This is a genomic window from Pseudomonas sp. GZJR-8, from assembly GCF_002916705.1.
Lineage (GTDB): Bacteria > Pseudomonadota > Gammaproteobacteria > Pseudomonadales > Pseudomonadaceae > Aquipseudomonas > Aquipseudomonas synxantha_A.
Genome location: NZ_JXSI01000006.1, coordinates 14,247 through 38,305 on the forward strand (window position 1 = coordinate 14,247; position 24,059 = coordinate 38,305).

The following is a 24,059-nucleotide window of genomic DNA, read 5'->3' on the forward strand; positions in this document are numbered from 1 at the left end:
ACATGAGACGCAGCCGACCCGGTTCGTCCCGATTTTCGGGTATGTGCGGCGAAACACAGCGGATACATTCTTTAAGGTTCAGGAACTTCGTCATGACCCAAAAGCAACGCTTGAAATACTCGATTCTGATCGCCTTGGCCGTGCTGGCCTCGATGTTCGGCCTGTCCTACCTGCAGAACATTGGCGTGATCAGCGAAAAGACCTTCCAGTACCTGGCCATTGCGATTGCCGTGGTGGTAGTGGTGATCAACGGCATCATGCGTCGCAAGGTCAAGCCGCACTTCTGATCAGCGCGGCGTGACTCAGGCGCGACCTTCGAGCACTTTGGCAGCCTCTTCATGGAGGCTGTAGCTTTTATCGGCATTGAGGGTGATCACGCCCTCGCTGCACAGACGCTTGAGCACCTCACGCACACTGAGAAACGACAACGGGATGCCCAGCTCCAGCAAGTGGCTGTGCACGCCCCGCACCCCCAGGGTGCGCTGATTGTCGGCGGCGTTGAGGAGGGCGTCGATGACCTTCAGCCGAATCAGGCTGGTGCGCAGACCGAAACACTTGAGCAAATGGCGAATGCGCTGGTTGCCCTGCTGTTCGGGCGCCTTGCCAAAGCCTTGTGAACCGTTGCCATAGCTGGCCTCGGCTGTCGGTGAATGTCCATCCGTGGGCACTTGCGGGTTGTACATGCAAAAACTCCTTATCAGAGCCTGATCAGGAAAATGATGGTGCTCTTATTCAATAAGACGAACGAGAGAGCAAAATCATGAAGTGCCGAATGTAGAAAATTTGTCGGTATCAGGTTTGTCACACTGTCGCCGGCCTGGATAAGCCCCGTTCGTGGCTAAATTCTTCCCGGTTAATTGCGTCCTTACGGTGGGGTAGTTGTATCTACCGAGGGTATTCAATTTGACTGCGGGGTCTGCGTGATTATTTCCAACGGGTTATTCAGGGGCTGCGTGGCAGGGGTGTTGCTGGGGCTGAGCTTTGCGGCCTCGGCGCGCGAGCATGTGGCTCAGGCGTCGGCCGATATTCGCCGTACCACTTACGGCGTGCCACATATCCGCGCCAATGACGAGCGCGGCCTGGGCTTTGGCATCGGTTACGCGTATGCCCAGGACAACCTGTGCCTGCTGGCCAATGAAGTGGTCACGGTGAACGGCGAGCGCGCGCGCTATTTCGGCCCCGAGCAGGCAACCCTGGAGGAACGCAACAACCTTGCCAGCGATGTGTTCTTTACCTGGCTCAATACACCCGGCGCGGTGCAGGCATTCTGGCGTGCGCAGACCCCGCAGATCCGCCAGCGTATCGAAGGCTACGTGGCCGGCTATAACCGCTATTTGAAGGAGCAGGGCGCGCCCGCACAATGCCAGGCGGCGTGGGTACGACCGCTGGTTAAAGAGGATCTGGTCAAACTGACGCGCCGGTTGCTGGTAGAAGGTGGCGTTGGCCAGTTCGCCGAAGCCTTGGTGGGCGCCACGCCGCCCCAAGCCATCGCCGGTGTGCAACCCGGCGCGCAGGCATTTGCACAGGCCGCCGCGCATCAGCAACGCTTCAGCCTCGACCGGGGCAGTAATGCCGTCGCGGTGGGGCGTGATCGTTCTTTCAATGGCCGTGGGATGTTGCTGGCCAACCCGCATTTCCCATGGGTGGGTGGCATGCGTTTCTACGAAATGCACCTGACCATCCCTGGCCAACTGGATGTAATGGGTGCCGCACTGCCAGGTTTACCCGTGGTGAATATCGGCTTCAACCAGCACGTGGCGTGGACGCATACCGTGGACACCTCCAAGCATTTCACCCTGTACCGACTGACCCTGGACCCCAAGGATTCCACGCGCTATATGCTTGACGGCAAGTCCGTTGCCCTGGATAAAACCACGCTGACCGTGCAGGTCAAACAGGCCGATGGCAGCCTCAAGGACGTTGCCCACACCGTCTACAGTTCGCAGTTCGGCCCCGTGGTGCAATGGCCCGGCAAGCTGGACTGGGACAACAAATACGCCTTCAGCCTGCGCGACGCGAACCTGGGCAACGACCGCGTACTGCAACAGTGGCATGCCATGAACCGTGCGGGCAGCATCACTGAGCTGCAAACTGCGGTGCACTCCCTTCAGGGCATCCCATGGGTCAACACCCTGGCTGCCGATGATCAGGGGCAGAGCCTGTACATGAACCTGTCGGTAGTACCCAACGTCAGCGCCGCCAAACTGGCGCAATGCAGCGACCCACGGGCCGGCCTGCAAATGATCATACTCGACGGCGGCCGCAGCGCCTGCGCCTGGGACATCGACCCCAAGGCTGCGCAAGCAGGGATCTTCACGGCGGCGCAGTTGCCGCAGTTGCAACGCACCGACTATGTACAGCACTCCAACGACTCTGCCTGGATGGCTAACCCCGAGGCGCCGCTGAGCGGGTTCTCGCCGGTGATCAGCCAGGACAATATTGGCCTGAGTCCACGCGCACGTTTCGCCCTGCAACGCCTGCAATCCCTGGACAAACAGCCGATCAGCGTCAGCGACCTGCAAAACATGGTCATGGACAACGAGGTGTACCTGGCGGGCCAAGTCATGCCGGACCTGCTCGATTTTTGCGCCAAGCAACTTGGCACCGACGCCGCCGCGCTCCAGCCACTGTGCACCAGCTTGAAAACCTGGGATCGGCGCGCCAACCTCGACAGCGGCATCGGCCTGCTGCACTTCATCAACCTGATGCAGCACCTGCAGCAAACTCCCGATGCCTGGCGTGTCGCCTTCGACCCGGCCCACCCCCTGACCACGCCCCGCGGCCTCGCCATCGATCGCGCGCCGGTGGCCGCCGCGCTGCGTGAAGCCATGCTGGCCTCCAGCGCAGACGTCAACCAACTCGGCCTGAGCCGTTGGGGTGAGATCCAGGTCAGCGGCCAAACCCCCATCCACGGCGGCCCGCAAGAACTGGGTGTCTACAACGCCATGCAAACCGTGCCCCGCGCCGACGGCAAACGCGAGGTCGTCAGCGGTACCAGCTACCTGCAAATCGTCACCTTCGATAACGACGGCCCCAACGCAGTCGGCGTGCTGGCGTTCTCCGAATCCAGCAACCCGGCGTCCCCTTACTCAAAGGACCAGACCCAGGCCTTCTCCGAGAAAAAACTGCGCCCGTTGCCGTTCACCGACGCTCAGATCAAGGCCGATCCGCAATACCAGCTCCACACCGTCAAGGAATAGGGCAGACCCGCAACCCCTTGATGCCAGAGCAGAATATTTTTTGAAATCAAGGGGTTGCAGGCATAGGCAAATGAGTACATAATGGCGCCCATCGAACGCAATGAAGCATTAAAAACTTCAATGTATTCAATGAGTTAGAGTAGAGGCAGGCTTCACATAGCCCACTCCAGTTTGTATGCGGTGAATGTCAGCGACAAGGGCATTGATCGTTTGAGGCCGAGTAGCAAAATGGTTATGCAGCGGATTGCAAATCCGCCTACGCCGGTTCGATTCCGACCTCGGCCTCCACTCTTGAAAACCCCGTAGATTAACGTCTACGGGGTTTTTTATTGTCTGTGATTTGGCAACGCTTCCCGTGCACTTATTCAGTGCGTATGTTGGCAAGCGCAGGACTATGTCCGTACTTATCAAAGCTGACCGAGACAACCATGAAACAGAACATTCTTCTTGCAGTCGTTTGCGCTGCACTGATCCAGGGCTGTGCCTCCACCTCCAAAAGCCATGAGGACTCGCCCTCCATGCTCACGACTACCTCGGCTGCTGTAGCCCAGCCGGCTTTACCCGCCTATTACTGGAACCTGGTTTCGGCCAATGATGCCGCGGGTAAACCCCTCATCGCTCTGAACAAAGGCATCGAGCGCAAGTTGCGCGTTTCCTTCGGTGACAAGAATCTGAATATCAGCGGTGGCTGCAACGGCCAGTTCGGCGGCTATCAGTATCAGGATGGGGTGTTGAAAGTGCAGTCACTGGGTTCAACGCTTATGGCTTGCGACAAGAGCCTGATGGACCTTGACGCAGAGGTCGCTCGACTGTTCAAGGGCGACCTGCGTGCTGTCATCACCGGCGACAACGCGGCGCCGACGCTGCAACTGACTACCGCCAACGGCTCGGTGCTCAAGCTGCAGGGCGAGGCTACGCCGCAGACGCGTTACGGGAGCAAGGGTGAGGTCAAATTCCTGGAGGTGGCCGCCAAGACCGTCAAGTGCAGTCACCCGATGATTCCTGACTATGAGTGCCTTCAAGTGCGCGAGCGACGCTATGACGACGCCGGCCTGCAACTTGCGACCCAGGATGCGTGGCATCCGCTGTATCAGTCTATCGAAGGCTTCGAGCATCATGACGGCGTGCGCACTGTACTGCGGGTCAAGCAATACGAATGGAAAAATCCGCCCGCAGACGCACCTTCAAAGGTCTACGTACTGGATATGGTGGTCGAGCAGGACGCTTCCGGGACTAGTCAGTAACCGAGACCCAAAGCCGGTGACGTTCGAGAAAATGGCCGGTTTTCGACGAGTGACATGTCTAGATCAACGGTTCCAGCTCGGTTGGGGTTGTCACGTGCGTGTTTGCCAACTACCCTGAAAATGTTTGAATTATTACAAACAATTTCGGTTTGGCTTTTTTCGGTCAAACGACTTCAGGATGAGGGACGAAAAAATGTTTTCACACGAAGGCACCGCAATAGAGCTGTTGACCCTGGTTTTCGCCGTGACGGGCGTGCTGTTGATTGCCTGGTTTATTCACCATCAATACGAGCTCAGGTCACGCAAGCGTGTAAAAAAACAACAAGGTGGTAATCAGCAGCATTCCGCTCAAAACCGCTGATTGAGCATAAATCCGGGCCAGCCATTCGCGCCGGTTTCAGTCCGATGATCCGAGGCTCGGCGTCAGCCACTGGCCTCGGATCTATTGATTCTCTGGGCCTTGACTTCACTTGCGTAGGCTTCAAGCCTTTGCTGCTGAGCTGTGAGTAGCGCGCAGACTTTCGTTAACGTCGCTACGTTATTGGATGCGCCGCCAGCTGCCAATGCCGTCAGTTGCACCACCGACCAGCCGATAACCGCGCTGGCGTCTTCAAGGTCGTAGAACAGTTCCTGTTGCGCTGTCCTGGGGCCGTCGAGGTCGTCTATCAAAAGCGTTCACTCTGTGTGGGGTAAAAAGCTTAAGCGTGTACGACAGGGTAGTCATACCGGTGCACAAGGGAAAATTACAGACAAAGAAAAGCCCGCGATGGGGGGCGGGCTAAAGGGGATGTTTTCAGGAGCTGTAGGCACAATAGGCGCTCGTCTGTGAAAGCTTTGTGAAACGCGCTCCTGAATTGAAATGCGCCTACACCGGCGAAATAGTCGCCAGCATCCCGATACCAATGGTCAGCACCAAAAAGCCGAACAGGAAAATTGCCATCTTGGTCATAAGGCCTCCGAAGGGAAGGGGGGACGACAGGAATGTCGGGATGGGGCTATTGTCCGCCTGGAGCGGCTTTCAATACAGGCGCAGATAGAAAAGAAAAAACCGTATCAGATTGCCCGTTAGCGCCTGCGCCGGGGCTTTTCAAGCCAACAGTTTTTATAAAGATCAGCGCCGCCCCTGAGACAGCCACCGCATTTGCCCCTAAGATAGCGCCCACTGCATCAACAATAAGAGTGGGTCCACCCTCGATGGAAAGACGCCAGTTCAGCGGTGGCATGCAAGGCAAGAACCTGCGCTACCTCAACGATCCCTCCCGGCAAGCAGCGTTGGTGACCCGCGTCGGTTTCCTGCTACTTGAACACTTCTCTCTGCCCGCTTTCACCCAGACCCTGGACACGCTGGTGACCGCCAATCTGTTGCGCCCCGAGCTATTTGCTTCGCGCACCTTCGGTTGGGGCGAAGGCGAAGTCATCAGCGACCTGGGCCTGGTCATCCGCCCCGATGCGAGCCTGGAACCTGCGGTCTTGCCGGACTTGGACCTGCTGGTCATCTGCGGGGGCTTTCGCACCGAACTCAAGGCCAGCGAACCCTTTATCCAGCTGTTGCGCAGCGCGGCCGAGGCGGGTGTCAGCCTGGCGGGTCTGTGGAACGGCTCGTGGTTTCTCGGTCGCGCCGGCCTGTTACAGGGCTATCGCTGCGCCATTCACCCCGAGCACCGTCCGGCGCTGGCGGAAGTATCCAAAGGCGCACAGGTCACCAGCGAGCCCTACGTGATCGACCGTGATCGCCTCACTGCGTCCAGCCCCTCCGGTGCTTTCCACATGGCGCTGGACTGGATCAAGAGCCTGCATGGCAAAGCATTGGTCGAAGGTATCGAAGATATCCTGGCGTTCGAAGAGTCGCGCTATCGCCGTATCAAACCCACCGAAAACGTCTGTGTCAGCGCACCGCTGCGTGAAGTGGTGAAGTTGATGGACGCCAACCTCGAAGAACCCCTGGAACTCGATCAACTCGCCGTCTATGCCGGTCGCTCCCGCCGCCAACTGGAGCGCCTGTTCAAGGAGCAACTGGGAACTACGCCGCAACGCTACTACATGGAACTGCGTGTGACCGAAGCGCGGCGCCTGTTGCAGCATACCGAGCTGTCCCAGGTGGATGTGCTGGTAGCGTGCGGGTTTGTCTCGCCGAGCCATTTCAGCAAGTGCTACAGCGCGTATTTCGGATATCGCCCCTCCAAGGAGAAGCGGTTGGTCAGGTAACGTGGCAGGAGTTGAAGCGCCTTCTGAAGGAATGTAAATGGTCATAACGCTTATGGATCGTTATCGCGGCAGCTTGCTTGGGCTGGCGTGCGGCGACGCAGTAGGAACCACGGTTGAATTCATGCCCCGCGGCAGCTTTTCTCCCGTCACAGATATGCTTGGAGGCGGGCCGTTCAATCTCAAGCCTGGCCAATGGACGGACGACACGTCCATGGCGCTGTGTCTGGCCGAAAGCTTGTTGCACAAGGGCGGCTTCGATGCGAACGACCAGATGGGACGTTATCTGAATTGGTGGAAGTGCGGGTATCTGAGCTCTACCGGTGAGTGTTTCGATATCGGGATGACGATTCGCGATGCGTTGGCGATGTTTCAGCAAACTGGCGACGGTTTTTCGGGCTCAACGAATCCCTATTCCGCCGGTAATGGATCAATGATGCGCCTTGCGCCTGTGGTGTTGTTCTATTTCCCAGACTTGGAGAACATCCGCCGTTTCACTGCGCAAAGCTCACGCACAACCCATGCTGCCCAGGAAGCCATCGAGTGTTGCCAACTGCTGGCAGAAGCCATCGGTAACGCACTGAGCGGTGTTTCGAAAGGTGAAGTGCTGAGCTTCTCAAACACCTCTTTGTCAGCTCCAAAGGTCACGGCTATCGCACGCGGCGAATACCGCGATAAAACGCACACCGAAATCGTCGGCTCAGGTTACGCGGTGGCTTCCCTGGAGGCCGCATTCTGGTGCTTCGATCACACTGCCAGTTTCGCTGAGGCTGTGCTTGCTGCCGCAAATCTGGGGGATGACGCTGACACCACCGCCGCAATCTTAGGTCAATTGGCAGGTGCATATTATGGTGTGCACGCTATCCCTATCGGTTGGCTGGACAAGCTATGGATGCACGATGAAATCCAAGACACCGCTGATGCCTTATACAGTGCCTCGCTCATGCAGCGACAAGGCTTAGAACCGCTCCAATCGATAGGGCCGTAACTCAGCCACCCGCTCTCCCGTCGCGAGTTGCCCAACCCTTTCGGCGGTCACCGCCGCCTGTGTCAGCCCCAAATGCTGGTGCCCGAACGCAAGCAGTACTTTGCCGTCGCACACCCGGTCGATGATCGGCAGCGAGTCGGGCAGGGACGGCCGAAACCCCATCCACGGCGTGGCGCCACGGTCGCTGAGGTCGTGACGAAACAGTCCTTTGCTCAAGCGATGCAGTTGCCAGGCCCGTTGCATATTGGCCGGGCGGTCGAGGCCGGCGAATTCGACTGTGCCGGCCAGGCGCAAACCGCCGGACAGGGGGGTCATGATGAACTTGCGCTCCAGCGAGGTGACGGCAAAGGGCAGGCGCTGATGCTCGTGGGGCAGCATCAGGTGATAACCGCGCTCGGTGTCCAGCGGCACCTGTTTGCCGGTCAGTGCGGTGGTGAGTTTGGCCGAGTGCGCACCGCAGGCGATGAGTACTTGGCGCGCTGTCAGTACACCTTGGTCGGTCATCAATGAAACGCCGTTGCCCTCCAGGCGTCCATCCAACACGCGCTGCTTCAGAAATTGCACACCCTCGGCCTTGGCCGCGTTCACCAGTTCGCCCACCACGGTGTACGGGTCGAGAAAGTGCCCGGTAGTGGGGAAGAACAATCCGCCTTGTATCGCGTCGCTCAGTTGTGGCACGGCCTTGCGCACCGCATCGCCGCTCCAGAAGTTCACCGCTACGCCTTGCTGAGTCATGCGCTGCTGCAACACATCGATGGCAGCGCGGGATTCGGCGCGCTCAAACACCAGCAGTGAACCGTCTTCACGCAACAAATGCGCTTGCCCAATGGAGTGCAGCAAGCGCTGCCACGCGCCCAGGCTGCCTTCGTTCAATGCACGCAGGCCGGCCACGGTGCGCTGGTAGCTTGCCGGTCGCAGATTCAACAATAGGCGAATAAACCAGGGCAGGGCGCGGGGCAGGTAGGTCCAGTCCAGGCGCAGTGGGCCCATGGGGTCCAGCAGCATGGCCGGCAAGCGCTTGAGGATCGACAGGTCAGCAATGGGAAATACCTGCTCTGTCGCCAGGTGACCGGCATTGCCGTAGGAGGCGCCCATGCCCGGCGCCTGCGCGTCGACCACCAGCACTTGGCGGCCCTGGCGCGCCAGCTGCAAGGCACAGGCGACGCCGATGATGCCGGCGCCCACCACCACAATGTCTGCTTGATCGGGCTGGGCCATGGCTACGCCTCTCTCTGGCCGTCAAGCAGGCGCCGCAGCCCTAGCGGGTTGTCGTGCCCGAGCGCAGCGGGCAGCAGCGCATCCGGGAAATCCTGATAGCACACCGGCCGCAGGAACCTTTGGATCGCCGCCGTGCCCACCGAGGTGCTGCGCGCATCCGAGGTCGCCGGGAACGGCCCGCCATGCACCATCGCATCGCAGACTTCCACGCCGGTCGGCCAGCCGTTGACCAACAGGCGCCCGGCCTTGCGTTCCAGTACCGGCAGCAGTGCGCGGGCCTGGGGCAAATCCGGCTCATCCAAGTGCAAGGTCGCGGTGAGTTGACCTTCCAGGTGTTCGGATACCTGGCGCACTTGCTCGACATCGCGGCATTCCACCACCAGCGAGGCGGCGCCAAAGACCTCGGCTTGCAGATGTTCGTTGTTCAGGAATGCCCGGGCCTGAGTTACGAACAGATGGGCCTGGCCTTGGTTCGGCCCAGCTCCCGCCAGGCCCTTGGCGGCGACTTGGGCGTGCCGGGCCAATGCACTCACGCCGGTTTCGTAGGCGCTGAAAATGCCCGGTGTGAGCATGGTCTGCGCCGGGCAACGTGCAAGCAGATCACTGGCGACCTTGATAAATCGGTCCAGGGCGCTGCCTTTCACGGCGATTACCAAGCCAGGGTTGGTGCAGAACTGGCCGGCACCTTGGGTCAGTGACGCGACGAAACCTTCGGCCAATGCCTCGGCCCGTGCTTCAAGCGCGGCAGGAAACAGGTACACAGGGTTGATCGAACTCATTTCCGCATACACTGGGATCGGCTCAGGGCGTGCCTGCGCGGCCTGGCATAGGGCGATACCGCCACCGCGTGACCCGGTAAAACCCACGGCCTTGATGCGCGGGTCGGTCACCAGTGCGATACCCACCTCGTTACCCGCGCCATAGAGCAGTGAAAATACCCCTTCGGGCGAACCACACTGTTTGACCGCCTGGGCAACGGCGCGGCCCACCAGTTCGCTGGTGCCGGGGTGGGCGCTGTGGGCCTTGACCACCACCGGGCAACCGGCTGCCAGTGCCGACGCGGTATCGCCGCCCGCCACGGAGAAGGCCAGGGGAAAGTTGCTTGCCCCAAACACTGCGACCGGGCCCAAGGCGATATGTCGCTGGCGCAGGTCGGCGCGGGGCAGCGGTTGGCGCTGGGGTTGCGCGGTATCGACTCGTACGTCGAGCCATTCACCCAGGCGTACAGTGCGGGCAAAGGCGCGCAGTTGCCCGCAGGTACGACCGCGTTCACCTTGAATGCGTGCGCGGGGCAGGCCGGTTTCGGCGCTGGCGCGTTCGATCAATTCATCGCCCAGGGCTTCGATGTTATCGGCAATGGTTTCAAGAAACCCGGCGCGGTCTGCCAAGGTGGTTTCGCGGTAAGTATCGAACGCGGCCCATGCCAGTGCGCAGGCCTGCTCGACCTGCTCGCCATCGCCGCCGGCATAGGCGGGTTCCAGTGGCGTGTCGGTGGCGGGGTTGATAGCGCGGATCGCATCGCGATGGCCGCAAAGGGATTGCTGACCAATCAGCATCTTGCCTGTCAGAGTCATGGGGCATCCTGAAAAACAGAGGGGTGTTGTAGGAGCGAGCAAGCTCACTCCTACAGAAAATCAAGCGACGTTCTGTTCCGCCGACCAGTTGGCATACCACTGGCGGAACAGCGCGTACTGCTGCTCGGCATAGCGGCGCTGGGCAGCGCTAAGCACATCGGTTTCGTTGAAGTGCAGGGCGTAGCCCTGATCGCCGTTGAGCACCATCAAATGCTTGTAATACAGCACTAGGTCACAGCCCTCATCGAACGACGACAGCACGGCCAGCGCAGCTTCCAGTTCGCGGGCCTGGCGCCGCGCCTTGGCATCACCCTTGGCGGCCTTTTTGCTCAGGGCCACCAGTTGCAGCACTTCCCGAGGCAAGGCGTTGCCGATGCCGGTGATGGCGCCGGTGGCGTTGCAATTGACGAAGCCGTGCACCACTTGCGTATCGACGCCAACCATCAGCGTTACGTCATCGTCCTGGGAGGTGATGTTTTCTGCGGCGTAGCGCAGGTCGGCGGCGCCGCCGAACTCCTTGAAGCCGATCAGGTTCGGGTGCTCGCGGCGCAGTTCGAAGAACAGATCGGCGCGGGTGGCGAAGCCGTAGTAGGGACTGTTGTAGATCACCGCCGGCAGGTTGGGCGCAGCGTTGAGGATCGCCGCGAAGTGGGCCTTTTGCGCGGTGACCGAAGCCCCACGGGACAGCACGCGGGGAATCACCATCAAGCCATGGGCGCCGACCTTGGCGGCATGGGCCGCGTGGGCCACCGCCTCACGGCTGTTCACCGCGCCGGTGCCGACGATGGTCGGCACGCCGGCCGCGACCAGACGCGCCACGCCTTCCTGACGCTGAGCCTCGGTGAGCAGCGGCCAATCGCCCATGGATCCGCAATACACCACCGCACTCATGCCGATATCAATCAGCTCGCGGCCTTTGGCGACCAGTGCGTCAAAGTCCGGTTGGCGCTCGGCGGTGCAGGGGGTCATCAGGGCGGGCATGCAGCCGGTGAAGATGTTGTCGCTCATGGTGCTAACTCCATTCAGGTTAATAAATAAAAGGCTCAGATGCCCCAGGCAAACGGGTCCTGCTCGTCGATCAGCAAGGTGCTGTCGGCGGTCATGAAGGCGCGGCCGGTGATGAAGGGACGCACGCGTTCGCCGTCCCATTCATAGCGGCCCTGGAACTGGCTGCCGGTGATGCTGGCTTGTACCCAGGTCTGCCCCGCAGCGAGTTTTCCATCGGCGGCCAGGCACGCGAGCTTGGCGCTGGTGCCGGTGCCGCAGGGGGAGCGGTCATAGGCTTTGCCGGGGCACATCACGAAGTTGCGGCTGTCGGCGTGGGCGTCGTCGGCGAACAGTTCGACATGGTCGATCAACGCGCCGTCTGCGCCGTGAATACCTTGGGCCTCAAGGGCCTTGAGCATCGCCCAGGTGTAGTCGGTCAAGACGTCAACGTTGCTCATCTGCAGGGCCTGGCCGTGGTCCGACACCAGAAAAAACCAATTGCCGCCCCAGGCAATGTCGCCCAGCACCACGCCATACCCAGGCACCTGCACCGGTACCTGCTGGCGGTAGCGGTAGGCGGGCACGTTGCGCAGGGTCACCGCGCCATCCTCGTGCAGCGTGGCCGCCACCGCGCCTACCGGGGTGTCGATGGTGTGGACACCTGGCGCGATAAGGCCGAGGTAATTCAGCGAAGCCACCAGGCCGATAGTGCCGTGGCCGCACATGCCGAGGTAGCCGGCATTGTTGAAGAAAATCACTCCACAGGTGGCGCCCGGCGTGACCGGCGCGCAGTACAGTGCACCGACCAGTACATCGTTGCCCCGGGGCTCCAGCAGGCAGGCGCGACGCCATTGATCGTGATGAGTGCGCAGATCTTCAAGCTGCTCGGCGACGGTTGTGCCTGCCAAGGCCGGGAAGCCGTTCATGATCAGGCGCGTGGGTTCGCCACCGGTGTGGGAATCGATTACATGCAGTCGCTTCATGGAAGTTTCCATCAGTGAGTGGCCGCCGAGAGGGGAGTGTCGTAGTGGCTGTCAGGGACCGCTTCGCTTTCATCGTCTTCGGTCTCCAGGCGCACCAGGTGGGCCGGCACACCGGTGGCGGCGCCCCAGTAGTAGATGCCCAGGGCACAGGCCGCCACGACCAGTGTGTCAAACGGGTGGCTGATCACGCCGATACCGCCAAAGCTGCCGAGCTTGGAGAGCAAAATAGTCACGGCGTAGAAGCCGATCAACCAGGCCGAGGAGCGTACTTGCTGCTTGAGATTGAGGTGCGCGGTCGGTACCCAGCGTGCACACAGCAGGTACACCACAAACATCAGGATTTGCAGGCCCAACAGCCATGACACCGTGTTCCAGCCTGACCAGTACACGATCAGCGCGGCGATGATGAATGACAGCGGGCCCAATACCGCCATGCCCTTGACCCGGAACGGCCGCGCCATGTCCGGTGCATTGCGGCGCAGAGCGGCGACGGTCACCGGGGCCACGGCGTAGCTCAGGATCAACGCGGCGGACACCACGTTGATCAGCGCTTCCCACGACGGGAACGGCAGGGTCCAGAACACCGACAGGCCAAAGGTCAGCCACAGCGCCGGACGCGGGATGCCGGACTTTTCATCGATGCGCGTGAAGATCTTGAAAAAGGTGCCGGTCTGCGCCCAGCCATACACCACGCGCGGGGTGGCATTCATGTAGATATTCCCGCATCCGCTGGGGGAGATCACCGCATCGGCCACCACCAGATAAGCCAGCCAACCTACACCCAGCGCCAGAGCGATATCGCGATACGGCAGGGCCAGCTCCTTGCTGATGCCGGCCCAGCCATTGGCGAGCATTTCGGTGGGCACACCGCCGAGGAACGCGGTTTGCAGCAGCACATAAATGGCAGTCGACAACAGTACGGAGAGAATCAGCGCGATGGGAATGGTGCGCTGCGGGTTCTTCACTTCGCTGGCCACCGAAATGATCGGCGTCAGCCCCAGGTAGGCGAAGATCACGCCGCCAGCCGACACCGCCATCTCAATGCCCGAGAGGCCGAACGGTGCAAAACCATGCATCTGGAAGTTCGCCGGTTTGAAGAAGGTGAACAGCACGCCGATCACCAGCAACGGCACGATGAACTTGAACACGCTCACCAGGTTATTGGCGATGGCGAACGTCTTGACGCTGCGGTAGTTGAGGATAAAGAACAGGCATAGCAGCGCGAACTGCACCAGCCAGCCCAGGGGGGTCGGGTCGCTGGAACCAGCCTTGGTCAACTCCGGAAACCACGCTGCGGCGTATTGGCGCGAGGCAACCACTTCAATCGCCACCAGGCTGGAAAACGCGATCAGCGTGATAAAGCCCATCAGGTAGCCCAGCAACGGGCCATGGGAGTACACCGGGTAACGCACCACGCCACCGGCGCGGGGCAGGGCGGCGCCGAGTTCGCAATAGACAATGCCCAGCAACAGCACGGCGAACCCACCCAGCAACCAGGAAAAAATCCCTGCCGGGCCGGCGATGGCCGACACATGACTGGCGGCGAATAACCAACCCGAACCGAAGATGGCTCCCAGCCCGATAAAGGTGAGGTCCATCAGTGACAACTGTTTCTTGAACTTGCCTTGGCCTGACATAGCGGCGCCTTCTTGTGAGTTATTGGATAGGCATGCAGTGGCGCTATCGTGAACTCGCCAGCCCGGCGGCGATTGATGTTTTACGTGGGGATGAATGACGAATTCAGCACAATTTCCCGCACTCGACAGCGCCCGGCACATGGCGCAATCTGCTGGCCGTCGATCAATAAAAGGGCGGTGAAAGTCATGTTGCACAGCGCGTTTGCGAGCCTTCTCCACGGCAGCCGCCCCGACAGCATCGAGCAGCTATTGAACGGGGTAGAGCAGTTATTACCGATGTTCGACGTGCTGCCCAACGCCGCGATTTTTATCAAGGACATCGACGCCCGCTACGTGCTCGCCAACCGCACCCTGGTGCAGCGCTGCGGCCTGAGGCAGTTGCAACCGCTGCTGGGCAAGACCAGCGCCGAGGTGTTCCCTGCGCAACTGGGGCCGGGCTATACCGAGCAGGATCGGCGTGTGCTCGAACGGGGGCAGGTGTTGGAAGACCAGCTTGAATTACACCTCTACGGCACCCGCGAACCCGGCTGGTGCCTCACGCACAAATGGCCGCTGTACAACCGGCTCGGTGCAATCATTGGCTTGGCCGGGATTTCGGTAGACCTGCAATCGGCCAGCGAAACCCATCCGGCTTATCAACGCCTGGCGGCGGTGGATGAACACATCCGCGCCCATTTCAACCGTCGCGTGACCCTCGGTGAACTGACCCGTATTGCCGGGATATCCGTGGCGCAACTGGAGCGCTACTGCAAGCGCGTCTTCCACCTCACGCCGCGGCAAATGATCCAGAAGGTACGCCTGGAACATGCCCGGCGGTTGTTGCATACCGAGCTGCCGATTACCGAGGTGGCGCTGCAATGCGGGTATACCGACCACAGCGCGTTTACCCGCCAGTTCAAGGCATCGACCGGGTTCACCCCCAGGCAGTATCGGCAGACAACGCCAAGAGACAAGACAGACGAAAATCCAGTGTGGGAGGGGCGGTGCGACGATTCGACTTGCTCCCGATAGCTGTGGGTCAGATAAACATATGCTGACTGACACACCGCTATCCACATTTTAGATTGCTGCCGGCCCTGGCTCTATTTCAATGCAACGAATGGCGCGCACGCCCCTCATATGCTTACGAGTAACCTTTAATGACCACAGGTACCGAGCTTATGACCGCGGCGAACAACGATCATGTGAACTGGCTGGTGCAACAATCGATGCTGCACGCGGCGCGGCAGCGGGCCAAGCTCTACTCCGGGCAAGGGCGCTTGTGGCAGCAGCCCTACGCGCATACCCGGCCGCGTGATGCGTCAGCCTTGTCGTCAGTGTGGTTCACCGCCTACCCGGCGTCGATTGTCACCCGCGAAGGCGGCACGGTGCTCGAAGCGCTGGGGGATGAAACCCTCTGGCATGCCTTGTCGAAAATCGGCATTCAAGGCATTCACAACGGCCCATTGAAAAAGTCCGGTGGCTTGGCTGGCACCGAACACACCCCGACCATCGACGGCAATTTCGACCGCATCAGCTTCGACATCGACCCGCAACTGGGCACCGAGGCGCAGTTACAGGCGTTGACGCGCATGGCCGCCGCGCACAATGCGGTGATCATCGACGATGTAATCCCATCCCACACCGGCAAGGGCGCGGATTTTCGCTTGGCGGAGATGGCCTACGAGGACTACCCCGGGCTGTACCACATGGTGGAAATCCGTGAGGAAGATTGGCCGTTGCTGCCGGACGTGGTCGAGGGCCGTGATGCACAGAACCTCAGCCCGGTGCAGGTGGACGCACTGCGCGACAAGCACTACATCGTTGGCCAGTTGCAGCGGGTGATCTTCTTCGAACCCGGGGTAAAGGAAACCGACTGGAGCGCCACGCCAGAGGTGGTCGGCGTGGATGGCAAACCACGGCGATGGGTGTACCTGCATTACTTCAAGGAAGGCCAGCCGTCGCTCAATTGGCTGGACCCCTCGTTCGCCGCGCAGCAGATGATCATCGGTGATGCGTTGCACGCCATTGATGTGATGGGCGCGAAGATCCTGCGCCTGGACGCCAACGGTTTTCTCGGCGTGGAGCGCAAGCTGGACGGTACCGCCTGGTCGGAAAGCCATCCGCTGTCGATCACCGGCAACCAGTTGCTCGGCGGCGCAATTCGCAAGGCCGGTGGTTTCAGCTTCCAGGAACTCAACCTGACTGTGGATGACATTGCCTCCATGTCCCACGGCGGCGCCGACCTGTCATACGACTTCATCACCCGGCCAGCCTACCAGCACGCGTTGCTGATGGGCGACACTGAATTCCTGCGCCTGATGCTGCGCCAGATGCACACGTTGGGCATCGACCCGGGTTCGTTGATCCACGCGCTGCAGAACCACGACGAACTGACTCTGGAGTTGGTGCACTTCTGGACGCTGCACGCCCATGACACCTTCCTGTTCCAGGGCCAGACCTTTCCCGGCAACATCCTGCGCGAGCATATCCGCGAGCAGATGTACGAACGACTGACCGGTGAACATGCGCCGTACAACCTCAAGTTCGTCACCAATGGCGTGTCCTGCACCACGGTCAGCATCATCACTGCTGCCCTGGGCATTCGTGACCTTGAGGCGATTACCGCTGCGGATATCCAGCAGATTCGCCAGATCCATTTGCTGCTGGTGATGTACAACGCCATGCAGCCTGGGGTGTTCGCGTTATCCGGCTGGGACCTGGCGGGCGCGCTGCCGTTGGCGGCCGAAGACGTGGCGCACCTGATGGCCGATGGTGATACCCGCTGGATACATCGCGGCGCTTACGATCTGGTCGACCTGAACCCCGAGGCCGAGCTGTCGGCCGGGCAGATGCCGCGTTCCAAAAGCCTGTACGGCAGCCTGAACCACCAGTTGCAGGACCCGGACTCATTCGCTTCGCAATTGCAGAAAATCCTCAGCGTACGCCGCGCCTACGACATCGCCGCGAGCCGTCAGATCCTGATACCGGATGTCGAGCATCCGGGGTTGCTGGTCATGGTTCACGAACTGCCTGCGGGCAAGGGGACGCAGATCACTGCGCTGAACTTTGGTGCCACGCCGATCACCGAATCCCTGCACCTGCCCAACATCGCACCGGGGCCGGTGGTGGATATCATCAATGAGCGTGTAGAAGGGGACCTGACAGAGGAGGGCACGTTCACGATTACGCTGGATGCCTATGAAGGGCTGGCGTTGCGGGTAGTGAGCAGCACACCGATGTAAATGGATATTGGCCCGACGTAGGAGCGAGCTTGCTCGCTCCTACACCTGGCATTATGGCAAGCCGATCAATGATGCTTATTCTTGTGCTTATGCTTGTTGCCTTTGTGCTTGGCGCCGCCTGAGCGATGATTGCTTTCGTCGTCGGCCAGGTTATTGCCCAGCGCGCCTCCGGCTGCACCACCGACGCCTGCGCCGATGGTCGAACCGGTGGTGCCGCCCAGGCGATTGCCAATCACCGACCCGCCGGCCGAACCCAAACCGCCGCCAATCGCCGCTTCGGTTTTATTGCCCTTTTGCGCGCCAACTGCGCCACCGGCGGCGCCGCCCACGCCTGCACCGATAGCCGCGCCGGTCGAACCGCCGAGCTGTTGGCCTACCACATTGCCCAACGCGCCGCCGACACCGCCGCCCAGTGCGGCAGTGCCATCTCCGGCGGCCAGGGCCCCTTGGGAAATCAAGATGCCCAATGCCAGGGCAGGGAATGTCATTTTCATTTTTTTGTACCTCAAGGGCTGTCTCAGGCGCTCACGGGTTAAAGCACGCCTGGCATTCAGATTAGAGCACATGCGGTATCACTGCGGTTTTTGCGATAGTCATTGGCGCAAGAAAAAATTTCTTGCAGCCCTCTTGAATTCCGTTTCCTCGTCCATAAATTTTTGATCACGCGATGCCGAATGCGGGTCGCGTACTAAATCACTTGGAGAAACTCAGGAGATTTTAAAATGGCTACTACCCTTTCGTTGGCCCCACTGTTCCGTCAATCGGTGGGCTTTGACCGCTTCAATGACCTGTTCGAGTCGGCGCTGCGTAGCGAGGCTCCGAATTCCTATCCACCTCACAACGTGGAAAAGCACGGTGATGACGCCTATCGGATTGTCATCGCGGTTGCCGGCCTGACCGAGGAGGATCTGGATATCCAGGTCGAAAGGGGCGTCTTGACGGTTTCCGGCGGTAAACGCGAAACCGACGATAAGGTCGCTTACCTGCACCAAGGCATTGCTCAACGTGCCTTCCGGTTGTCGTTCCGCCTGGCGGACCACATCGAAGTGCGCGGTGCAGCCCTGACCAACGGGTTGCTGAGCATCGACCTGCAGCGCGAGGTGCCTGAAGAGGCCAAGCCCAAACGCATCACGATTGGTGGCGAAACCAAGCCTGAACTGCGTCAGGTAAGTGTGCAGTAACGCAAACGGCGGTAAAAAGGCGCTCTACGGAGCGCCTTTTTTGTGCGCGTTAACCCTCGCCCTTGATCGCAAACAACTTCCTGGCTTCGGCAAAACACTTCTCGGCAATGGCCGAGCGTGGTTCGGTCTTGCGCATCACCATGCCCAAGGGCGCGAGGACGCTGGCGTCCGGCAGGTTGATGAACGCCAGGTTCTCGATCGGGCTTTCCAGGCCGCTGTCCAACGGCATGATCGCGCAGCAGAAGCCTTCGTGGATCGCCTGGAACAGTTGATAGGTGGAATCGCTTTCGAGGATGGGCTGCGGATCCAGGCCACGGCTGCGGAAACTCAGGTCGATGGATTTGCGGTAGTGCATGCCGTTGCTGATCATCCCCAATGGCAGTTCGGCGGCGTCTTCCCAGCTCATTTGGGTGCCTTCGAAGTGGAAGTGGCGGGTGTCGTAGAGCAGCCCGACACGGGTCTCGCCCATTTCGAAAAAATCCAGATAGTTGGGATTGACGTGGTCCAGGTAGCACACACCCAGGTCCAGCTGGTTGGTGCCCAGCGCTTCGATGATCCTGTCCGAACTCATGGATGTGAGGCTGAACTTCAGTTCCGGGAAGGTGTGGGACAAGTCCTGAATGAAACGGATCGGGTTGAAACCGCTCAGGGGCACCAGGCCCAGGCGCAGGTTACCGACCAGTTGACCACGGCATGCGGCGGCTTCGGCAAACAGGCCGTCATGGGCGGCGAGCAGCGTCCTCGCCCAGGCCAGCACACGCTCGCCGGCCTCGGTGAAACCTTCGAAGCGCTGGCCGCGGGTGACCAGCTCCAGGCCAAGCTCATCTTCCAGGTTGCGCAGGCGCATCGACAGGGTCGGCTGGGTGATATGGCAGCGTGCAGCAGCCTGGCCGAAGTGCCGGGTCTGCTCCAGCGCGATCAGGAATTTGAGTTGCTTTATGTCCATTAATGCACCTGCCTGGGAATAAGTGAAAAGCCGTTCATGGCGCAAGGTGCTGGAACCCCGCGCAACCCGGCGAATGAATGAGCAAACGATCTCATTGTAACGGCAGGCACGTCCAATCACCTGTATTGACAGAGTGATTGATGCACTCGATAGCAGTCCAGGGCCGGCAGTAAAAGCCGTGATAGAAACGCTCGATAACCCGGTCAGTCGTAACGATTAGACAGCCATCGTTTCAGCGCTTTAGCCTCAGGCCATTGTTTTGATAATTGCCTGCCGGAGAATCACATGAGCGTCACGTCGGATGCATTGTTTGTACCCCTGAATATTGCCGTGTTGACGGTCAGCGATACCCGCGAATATGCCAATGACACCTCCGGGCAATTGCTGGTCAGTCGCCTGCTGGAAGCTGGGCACAGCCTGTTGGAGCGCAACCTGCTCAAGGATGACCTGTACAAAATTCGCGCCCAGGTGGCGGCCTGGATCGCCGATGAGCGCGTGCAGGTAGTGTTGATTACCGGCGGCACGGGGTTTACCGGCCGCGACAGCACCCCCGAGGCGGTGGGCTGTTTGCTGGATAAGCACATTGATGGTTTTGGTGAGCTGTTCCGTGCGATCTCGATTCTTGATATTGGTACGTCCACGGTGCAGAGCCGCGCCTTGGCCGGGCTGGCCAACGGCACGCTGGTGTGCTGCCTGCCGGGCTCGACGGGTGCTTGTCGTACTGCCTGGGAAGGTATTCTGGCCGAGCAGCTCGATGCGCGCCACCGACCATGTAACTTCGTGCCGCACCTCAAGCCGGTGGCTCTGTGCGGCACGCGAGGATGAGGCGCGCCGCGCTGATGTCGGTGGAGGAGGCCATTGCTGCGTTGTTGGCCCTGGCCGAGGAGCATCGCCTGCACGACAGCGAGCTGGTGCTGCTCAGCGATGCCCGGCAACGGGTGCTGGCCAATGACCTGGTGGCGAGCCTGGACCTGCCGCCCTGGCCCAACAGTGCCATGGACGGCTACGCCCTGAACCTCACAGACTGGCACGGCCAGCCACTGCCGGTGTCGCAGCAGATCTTCGCCGGTCAAGCGCCTGAACCGCTGCAGCCCGGTACCTGTGCGCGCATCTTCACCGGCGCACCGGTGCCGGACGGGGCCAACTGCATCGAAATGCAGGAGAACGCCGAGGTGCTGGACGATGCGCGTGTGCGCTTTACCCAGCCGCTGCGCGAGGGCCAGAATATCCGCACCCAAGGCCAGGAAAACCGCGCCGGTGAGGTATTACTGCAGGCCGGCAAGCGACTCGGCCCTTTCGAGCTGGCCATTGCGGCGGCCCAGGGCTGTACCCATGTGTCGGTGGTACGCCGGCCACGGGTGGCGCTGCTGTCCACCGGCGATGAACTGGCCGAGCCGGGCACACCGCTCAAGCCTGGCTGCATCTACAACAGCAATCGCACTTTGCTCAGCCATTGGCTGGGGGCACTGGGTTGTGAGGTCATCGACGGCGGCATTCTGCCCGACCAGTCGCAACTGACTCGGCTCAAGCTGGAGCAGCTGCAACAGGCGGCCGACCTGATTCTGACCACCGGCGGCGTGTCGGCCGGCGATGCCGATTGCCTCGGCCAGGTACTGCGTGAATGCGGCAAGCCATTGTTCTGGAAACTTGCGATCAAACCGGGCAAACCCCTGACCGTCGGTTCGTTTGGCCGAGTACCGGTGATTGGCCTGCCCGGCAACCCGGCCTCGGCACTGGTGACCTTCGGCTTGCTGGCCCGGGCTTATCTACTGCGTATCCAGGGCGTCGATGATGTCACGCCGATGAGCTTTGAGGTGAATGTGGGGTTTGACTGGCCCAAGGCCGGCAGTCGCCGCGAGTACCTGCGAGCCAGGATCGAGGCGGGCAGGGCGGTGCTGTATCCGAACCAGAGTTCCGGAGTGATGCTGGGGGCGTCGTGGGCGGATGGGTTGGTTGAAATTTGCGAGGGCAGCAGGTTGCAGATGGGTGATACGGCGCGGTTTATACCGTTCTCTGAGTTGTTCTGATTCGGGCACGCTAATGCCAGTTGTAGGAGCGAGCAAGCTCGCTCCTACACAGGGCGATGTACGCTTCCACATTCAGATCTAAAGCGCCCACCGCTCCTGCGCCAGTCGATCACTTTCCCGTCCTTCTACCCAACGCTCTCCAGCTGGCGTTTGCTCCCGCTTCCAGAACGGCGCCCGAGTCTTGAGGTAGTCCATCAGGAACGCGCAGGCCTCAAAGGCCGCCTGGCGATGTTGACTGGCGACGCCGACGAAGACGATGGCCTCACCCACTTGCAACGCGCCCACACGATGAACGATGCTTACCCGCTGCAACGGCCAGCGTTCGTGGGCTTGATCAACGATCAACTGCAGTGAGCGCTCGGTCATGCCCGGGTAGTGCTCAAGGAACAACGCGCTGACCTGATCGCCCTGGTTGATATCGCGTACATAACCGACGAACGTGGCCACGGCGCCAACGCCGGGGTCTTCGGCGTGTACGCTGCGGGTCAGTTCACCCAGGTCGAACAACTCGGTCTGCACCTGAACCGGCATGGGTCAGCCTCCGGTCACTTGGGGGAAGAACGCAATTTCGTCGAAGTCTTCGATCAGCGCTTGCGGTGTGCAGAGTTCCTGGTTCAGCGCGCACATCAGGCTGGTTTCACCCAGCACCTGCTGCCAGGTCTCACCGCGGGCGCATAGCAATTGCCTGACGTCTGCAATGGTGCGCAGGGACTCATCCAATACGAGCTTTTCACCGCCAACGCCCAGTTGTTCACGGTAGCGCGCAAAGTAGTTGATCAGAATCATTGGGCGTCTCCTGCAATGAAGGTGCCTGACTTGCCGCCGTGTTTTTTCAGCAGCTGGATTCGGTCGATGACCATGCCCCGATCCACGGCCTTGCACATGTCATAGATCGTCAAGGCTGCCACGCTGGCGGCGGTCAGGGCTTCGAGTTCGACGCCGGTCTGGCCGTTGAGCCGGCAGGTGCTGAGGATCTGCACTCTGTCAGGCTCGATGGCGCGCAGTTCGAGGTGGATCGAACTGAGCATCAGCGGATGGCACAGCGGAATAAGCTCATGGGTTTTCTTCGCGGCCATGATCCCGGCGATACGTGCCACGGCAAACACGTCGCCCTTGGGATGGCCGTTGGCCTGGATCAGTTGCAAGGTGGCCGGCAACATGTGCACCCAAGCCTGGGCCTGGGCTTCGCGGGTGGTGGCGGCTTTGTCGGTGACGTCGACCATGCTGGCTCGGCCTGCGGCGTCCAGATGGGTCAGGGTAGGCGAGTGTTTGTGCATGGGGTACCTCGGGTCAACTGAGTACAAAGAAAGAGAAGCCGGCCAGCTAGCCGCCGGTCATGTTCATGAAACGCACCACCTGCACGTCATCGTTGAGCTCGAAGTTGTGTCGGTACGGCTTGATCTTCATCGACTCGAGAATGGCGTGCTCCAGCCGTTGCGGTTCACCCGGGTAACGGCGCAGCACCTCCTTGAGGTCGACCGAATGCTCGTTGCCCAGGCACAGCAGCAAGCGGCCTTCAACGGTCAGCCGCACGCGGTTGCAGGTGCCGCAGAAGTTGTGGCTGTGGGGGGAAATAAAGCCCAGGCGAATATGCGGTGCTTCGGCCAGGCGCCAGTAGCGTGAAGGGCCCTGGGTCGATTCGGCCGAGTCGATCAGGGTGTAGCGTTCGGCGATGCGCTCGCGCACTTGCGCGCTGGAATAGAAAGCCTCGGCACGGCTGTGTTCGCTGATCACGCCCAGGGGCATTTCCTCGATAAAGCTGATATCCACGCCGCGCTCGATGGCGAACGCTACCAGGTCGTTGATCTCGTGATCGTTGCGGCCTTTCATCACCACGCAATTGAGTTTGGTGTGTTGAAAACCCGCAGCATTCGCAGCGTCAATACCGGCGATGACTTTGGCTAGGTCGCCGGTGCGCGTCAGTTCGCGAAAGCGCTGGGGATCAAGGCTGTCGAGGCTGATATTCAGGCGCTTGAGGCCGGCGTCGAACAAGGGGGCTGCGAGCTTGCCCAACTGCGAGCCGTTGGTGGTCATGCACAGCTCGCGCAGGCCGGGGAGGGCGGCGATGCGCTGGCACAGGTCAACCACACCTGGGCGAATCAGCGGCTCGCCGCCGGTCAGGCGAATTTTGCGAGTGCCCAGGGTGACGAAGCTTTCAGCCAGTTGATACAGCTCTTCCAGTGTGAGGATGCGTTGGCGCGGCAGGAACTGCATGTCCTCGGCCATGCAATACACACAACGGAAATCGCAGCGGTCGGTCACCGACATTCTGAGATAGTCGACCCGGCGAGAAAAACTATCCATCAGGATTTTATCGGTCATGGAAACCTCCGGCTGCGACTCAATAAGAGCGTAGCCATGGCGTTGTTTTTGAGCGCTCGACAGAGATGGGAGCCTTATTTGATTCAAGCCTAAAGTTGTTTTTCAAGGGCGTCTAATCACTATTAACAACTGAGTGATCGATGAAATCTATAACGATTTTATTGGGGCTTTCAAGGTTCGTATCACTATGAAAAATAAAGATTTTAATCTTGATAGATGGTGTCGATGGCGTGGTCGTTATTTGTGATTAGACAGATGTTTTTGCAGGGCCTAGCCTGAATATGTAAACCGATTTCTAGACCGTGGAAAGATCGGTGCAAACACTG

At 60.3% G+C, this 24,059-nt stretch carries 24 protein-coding genes and 1 tRNA gene; 12 read left to right on the forward strand and 13 right to left on the reverse strand.

Translation table 11 applies throughout. The features are described from left to right. Nucleotides 1-92: 92 nt before the first annotated feature. On the forward strand, nt 93-287 hold the full coding sequence (locus tag TK42_RS13440) for a hypothetical protein (RefSeq protein WP_005788056.1): 195 nt from the start codon (nt 93-95) through the stop codon (nt 285-287). Nucleotides 288-302: 15 nt separating this feature from the next. Here the strand turns inward: TK42_RS13440 and TK42_RS13445 are convergent, their stop codons facing one another. Continuing rightward, nucleotides 303-683 carry a fe2+ zn2+ uptake regulation protein gene (locus tag TK42_RS13445; RefSeq protein ID WP_103734422.1) on the reverse strand — a complete coding sequence of 127 codons (381 nt, stop codon included), beginning with the start codon at nt 681-683 and terminating at the stop codon, nt 303-305. 237 nt (nt 684-920) lie between these two features. On the opposite strand from TK42_RS13445, the gene TK42_RS13450 reads away from it, so the two are divergent. The 4 genes from TK42_RS13450 to TK42_RS26980 all read left to right on the forward strand — a co-directional run bounded on the left by TK42_RS13450 (nt 921) and on the right by TK42_RS26980 (nt 4,805). Next, nucleotides 921-3,200, forward strand: a complete 2,280-nt coding sequence (locus TK42_RS13450; protein ID WP_103734423.1) for an acylase — start codon at nt 921-923, stop codon at nt 3,198-3,200. A 214-nt stretch (nt 3,201-3,414) separates the two neighbouring features. Continuing rightward, nucleotides 3,415-3,488 (forward strand) — tRNA-Cys (locus TK42_RS13455). Nucleotides 3,489-3,718: 230 nt separating this feature from the next. Continuing rightward, nucleotides 3,719-4,444, forward strand: a complete 726-nt coding sequence (locus tag TK42_RS13460; RefSeq protein ID WP_256584582.1) for an META and DUF4377 domain-containing protein — start codon at nt 3,719-3,721, stop codon at nt 4,442-4,444. Between the two features lie 193 nt (nt 4,445-4,637). After that, the gene (locus TK42_RS26980) at nt 4,638-4,805 is read left to right on the forward strand and encodes a hypothetical protein (RefSeq protein ID WP_164699483.1); all 168 of its coding nucleotides are present in this window, start codon (nt 4,638-4,640) and stop codon (nt 4,803-4,805) included. 62 nt (nt 4,806-4,867) lie between these two features. Here TK42_RS26980 and TK42_RS13465 read toward each other — a convergent pair whose 3' ends face one another. After that, the gene (locus TK42_RS13465) at nt 4,868-5,113 is read right to left on the reverse strand and encodes a hypothetical protein (protein WP_032875609.1); all 246 of its coding nucleotides are present in this window, start codon (nt 5,111-5,113) and stop codon (nt 4,868-4,870) included. Nucleotides 5,114-5,665: 552 nt separating this feature from the next. On the opposite strand from TK42_RS13465, the gene TK42_RS13470 reads away from it, so the two are divergent. Both TK42_RS13470 and TK42_RS13475 read left to right on the forward strand, forming a co-directional pair. After that, nucleotides 5,666-6,649: a GlxA family transcriptional regulator gene (locus TK42_RS13470; protein ID WP_050549421.1), complete on the forward strand. Its 984-nt coding sequence runs from the start codon at nt 5,666-5,668 to the stop codon at nt 6,647-6,649. A 37-nt stretch (nt 6,650-6,686) separates the two neighbouring features. Further along, nucleotides 6,687-7,634 (forward strand): ADP-ribosylglycohydrolase family protein, encoded by a 948-nt coding sequence (locus tag TK42_RS13475; RefSeq protein WP_103734425.1) that lies wholly within the window; start codon nt 6,687-6,689, stop codon nt 7,632-7,634. Here the strand turns inward: TK42_RS13475 and TK42_RS13480 are convergent. The 5 genes from TK42_RS13480 to TK42_RS13500 are packed head-to-tail and all read right to left on the reverse strand — an operon-like array spanning nt 7,605 to nt 14,033. Beyond that, a complete protein-coding gene (locus TK42_RS13480) occupies nt 7,605-8,852 on the reverse strand; it encodes an FAD-binding oxidoreductase (protein WP_103734426.1) in 1,248 nt (415 codons plus the stop codon). The two genes, TK42_RS13475 and TK42_RS13480, sit on opposite strands and share 30 nt — an antisense overlap. 2 nt (nt 8,853-8,854) lie before the next feature. Further along, nucleotides 8,855-10,426 (reverse strand): aldehyde dehydrogenase (NADP(+)), encoded by a 1,572-nt coding sequence (locus tag TK42_RS13485; protein ID WP_103734427.1) that lies wholly within the window; start codon nt 10,424-10,426, stop codon nt 8,855-8,857. Between the two features lie 60 nt (nt 10,427-10,486). Further along, nucleotides 10,487-11,434: a dihydrodipicolinate synthase family protein gene (locus TK42_RS13490; protein ID WP_057012563.1), complete on the reverse strand. Its 948-nt coding sequence runs from the start codon at nt 11,432-11,434 to the stop codon at nt 10,487-10,489. 35 nt (nt 11,435-11,469) lie between these two features. Continuing rightward, the gene (locus TK42_RS13495; protein ID WP_103734428.1) at nt 11,470-12,396 is read right to left on the reverse strand and encodes a 4-hydroxyproline epimerase; all 927 of its coding nucleotides are present in this window, start codon (nt 12,394-12,396) and stop codon (nt 11,470-11,472) included. Nucleotides 12,397-12,407: 11 nt separating this feature from the next. Further along, complete coding sequence (locus tag TK42_RS13500) at nt 12,408-14,033, reverse strand: APC family permease (protein WP_103734429.1); 1,626 nt, start codon at nt 14,031-14,033, stop codon at nt 12,408-12,410. A 186-nt stretch (nt 14,034-14,219) separates the two neighbouring features. Between TK42_RS13500 and TK42_RS13505 the strand changes: the two genes are divergently transcribed. Next, entirely contained in the window at nt 14,220-15,044 is an 825-nt protein-coding gene (locus tag TK42_RS13505) for an AraC family transcriptional regulator (protein ID WP_103734600.1), read from the forward strand. Between the two features lie 149 nt (nt 15,045-15,193). Then, complete coding sequence (treS, locus tag TK42_RS13510; protein ID WP_032875589.1) at nt 15,194-17,257, forward strand: maltose alpha-D-glucosyltransferase; 2,064 nt, start codon at nt 15,194-15,196, stop codon at nt 17,255-17,257. A gap of 65 nt (nt 17,258-17,322) precedes the next feature. On the opposite strand, the gene TK42_RS13515 is transcribed toward treS, so the two are convergent. Continuing rightward, entirely contained in the window at nt 17,323-17,751 is a 429-nt protein-coding gene (locus TK42_RS13515) for a glycine zipper domain-containing protein (RefSeq protein WP_043047676.1), read from the reverse strand. A gap of 228 nt (nt 17,752-17,979) precedes the next feature. Between TK42_RS13515 and TK42_RS13520 the strand changes: the two genes are divergently transcribed. Beyond that, nucleotides 17,980-18,438: an Hsp20 family protein gene (locus tag TK42_RS13520; protein WP_103734430.1), complete on the forward strand. Its 459-nt coding sequence runs from the start codon at nt 17,980-17,982 to the stop codon at nt 18,436-18,438. Nucleotides 18,439-18,487: 49 nt separating this feature from the next. Here TK42_RS13520 and TK42_RS13525 read toward each other — a convergent pair whose 3' ends face one another. Further along, nucleotides 18,488-19,384 carry a LysR family transcriptional regulator gene (locus TK42_RS13525; protein WP_005788099.1) on the reverse strand — a complete coding sequence of 299 codons (897 nt, stop codon included), beginning with the start codon at nt 19,382-19,384 and terminating at the stop codon, nt 18,488-18,490. A gap of 285 nt (nt 19,385-19,669) precedes the next feature. Here TK42_RS13525 and moaB point away from each other — a divergent pair, with 285 nt between their 5' ends. Both moaB and glp read left to right on the forward strand, forming a co-directional pair. After that, nucleotides 19,670-20,209 (forward strand): molybdenum cofactor biosynthesis protein B, encoded by a 540-nt coding sequence (moaB, locus tag TK42_RS13530; RefSeq protein WP_005788101.1) that lies wholly within the window; start codon nt 19,670-19,672, stop codon nt 20,207-20,209. Further along, on the forward strand, nt 20,206-21,411 hold the full coding sequence (gene glp, locus TK42_RS13535) for a gephyrin-like molybdotransferase Glp (RefSeq protein WP_103734431.1): 1,206 nt from the start codon (nt 20,206-20,208) through the stop codon (nt 21,409-21,411). Before moaB ends, glp begins: the two co-directional genes overlap by 4 nt. 78 nt (nt 21,412-21,489) lie before the next feature. On the opposite strand, the gene moaE is transcribed toward glp, so the two are convergent. The 4 genes from moaE to moaA are packed head-to-tail and all read right to left on the reverse strand — an operon-like array spanning nt 21,490 to nt 23,733. Beyond that, the gene (gene moaE, locus TK42_RS13540) at nt 21,490-21,942 is read right to left on the reverse strand and encodes a molybdopterin synthase catalytic subunit MoaE (RefSeq protein WP_103734432.1); all 453 of its coding nucleotides are present in this window, start codon (nt 21,940-21,942) and stop codon (nt 21,490-21,492) included. Nucleotides 21,943-21,945: 3 nt separating this feature from the next. After that, on the reverse strand, nt 21,946-22,197 hold the full coding sequence (moaD, locus tag TK42_RS13545; RefSeq protein ID WP_078821301.1) for a molybdopterin converting factor subunit 1: 252 nt from the start codon (nt 22,195-22,197) through the stop codon (nt 21,946-21,948). After that, nucleotides 22,194-22,688 carry a cyclic pyranopterin monophosphate synthase MoaC gene (gene moaC / locus TK42_RS13550; protein ID WP_103734433.1) on the reverse strand — a complete coding sequence of 165 codons (495 nt, stop codon included), beginning with the start codon at nt 22,686-22,688 and terminating at the stop codon, nt 22,194-22,196. The genes moaD and moaC overlap by 4 nt, the downstream gene beginning before the upstream one ends. Nucleotides 22,689-22,734: 46 nt before the next feature. Continuing rightward, nucleotides 22,735-23,733 carry a GTP 3',8-cyclase MoaA gene (moaA, locus tag TK42_RS13555; protein WP_078821303.1) on the reverse strand — a complete coding sequence of 333 codons (999 nt, stop codon included), beginning with the start codon at nt 23,731-23,733 and terminating at the stop codon, nt 22,735-22,737. Nucleotides 23,734-24,059: the final 326 nt, after the last annotated feature.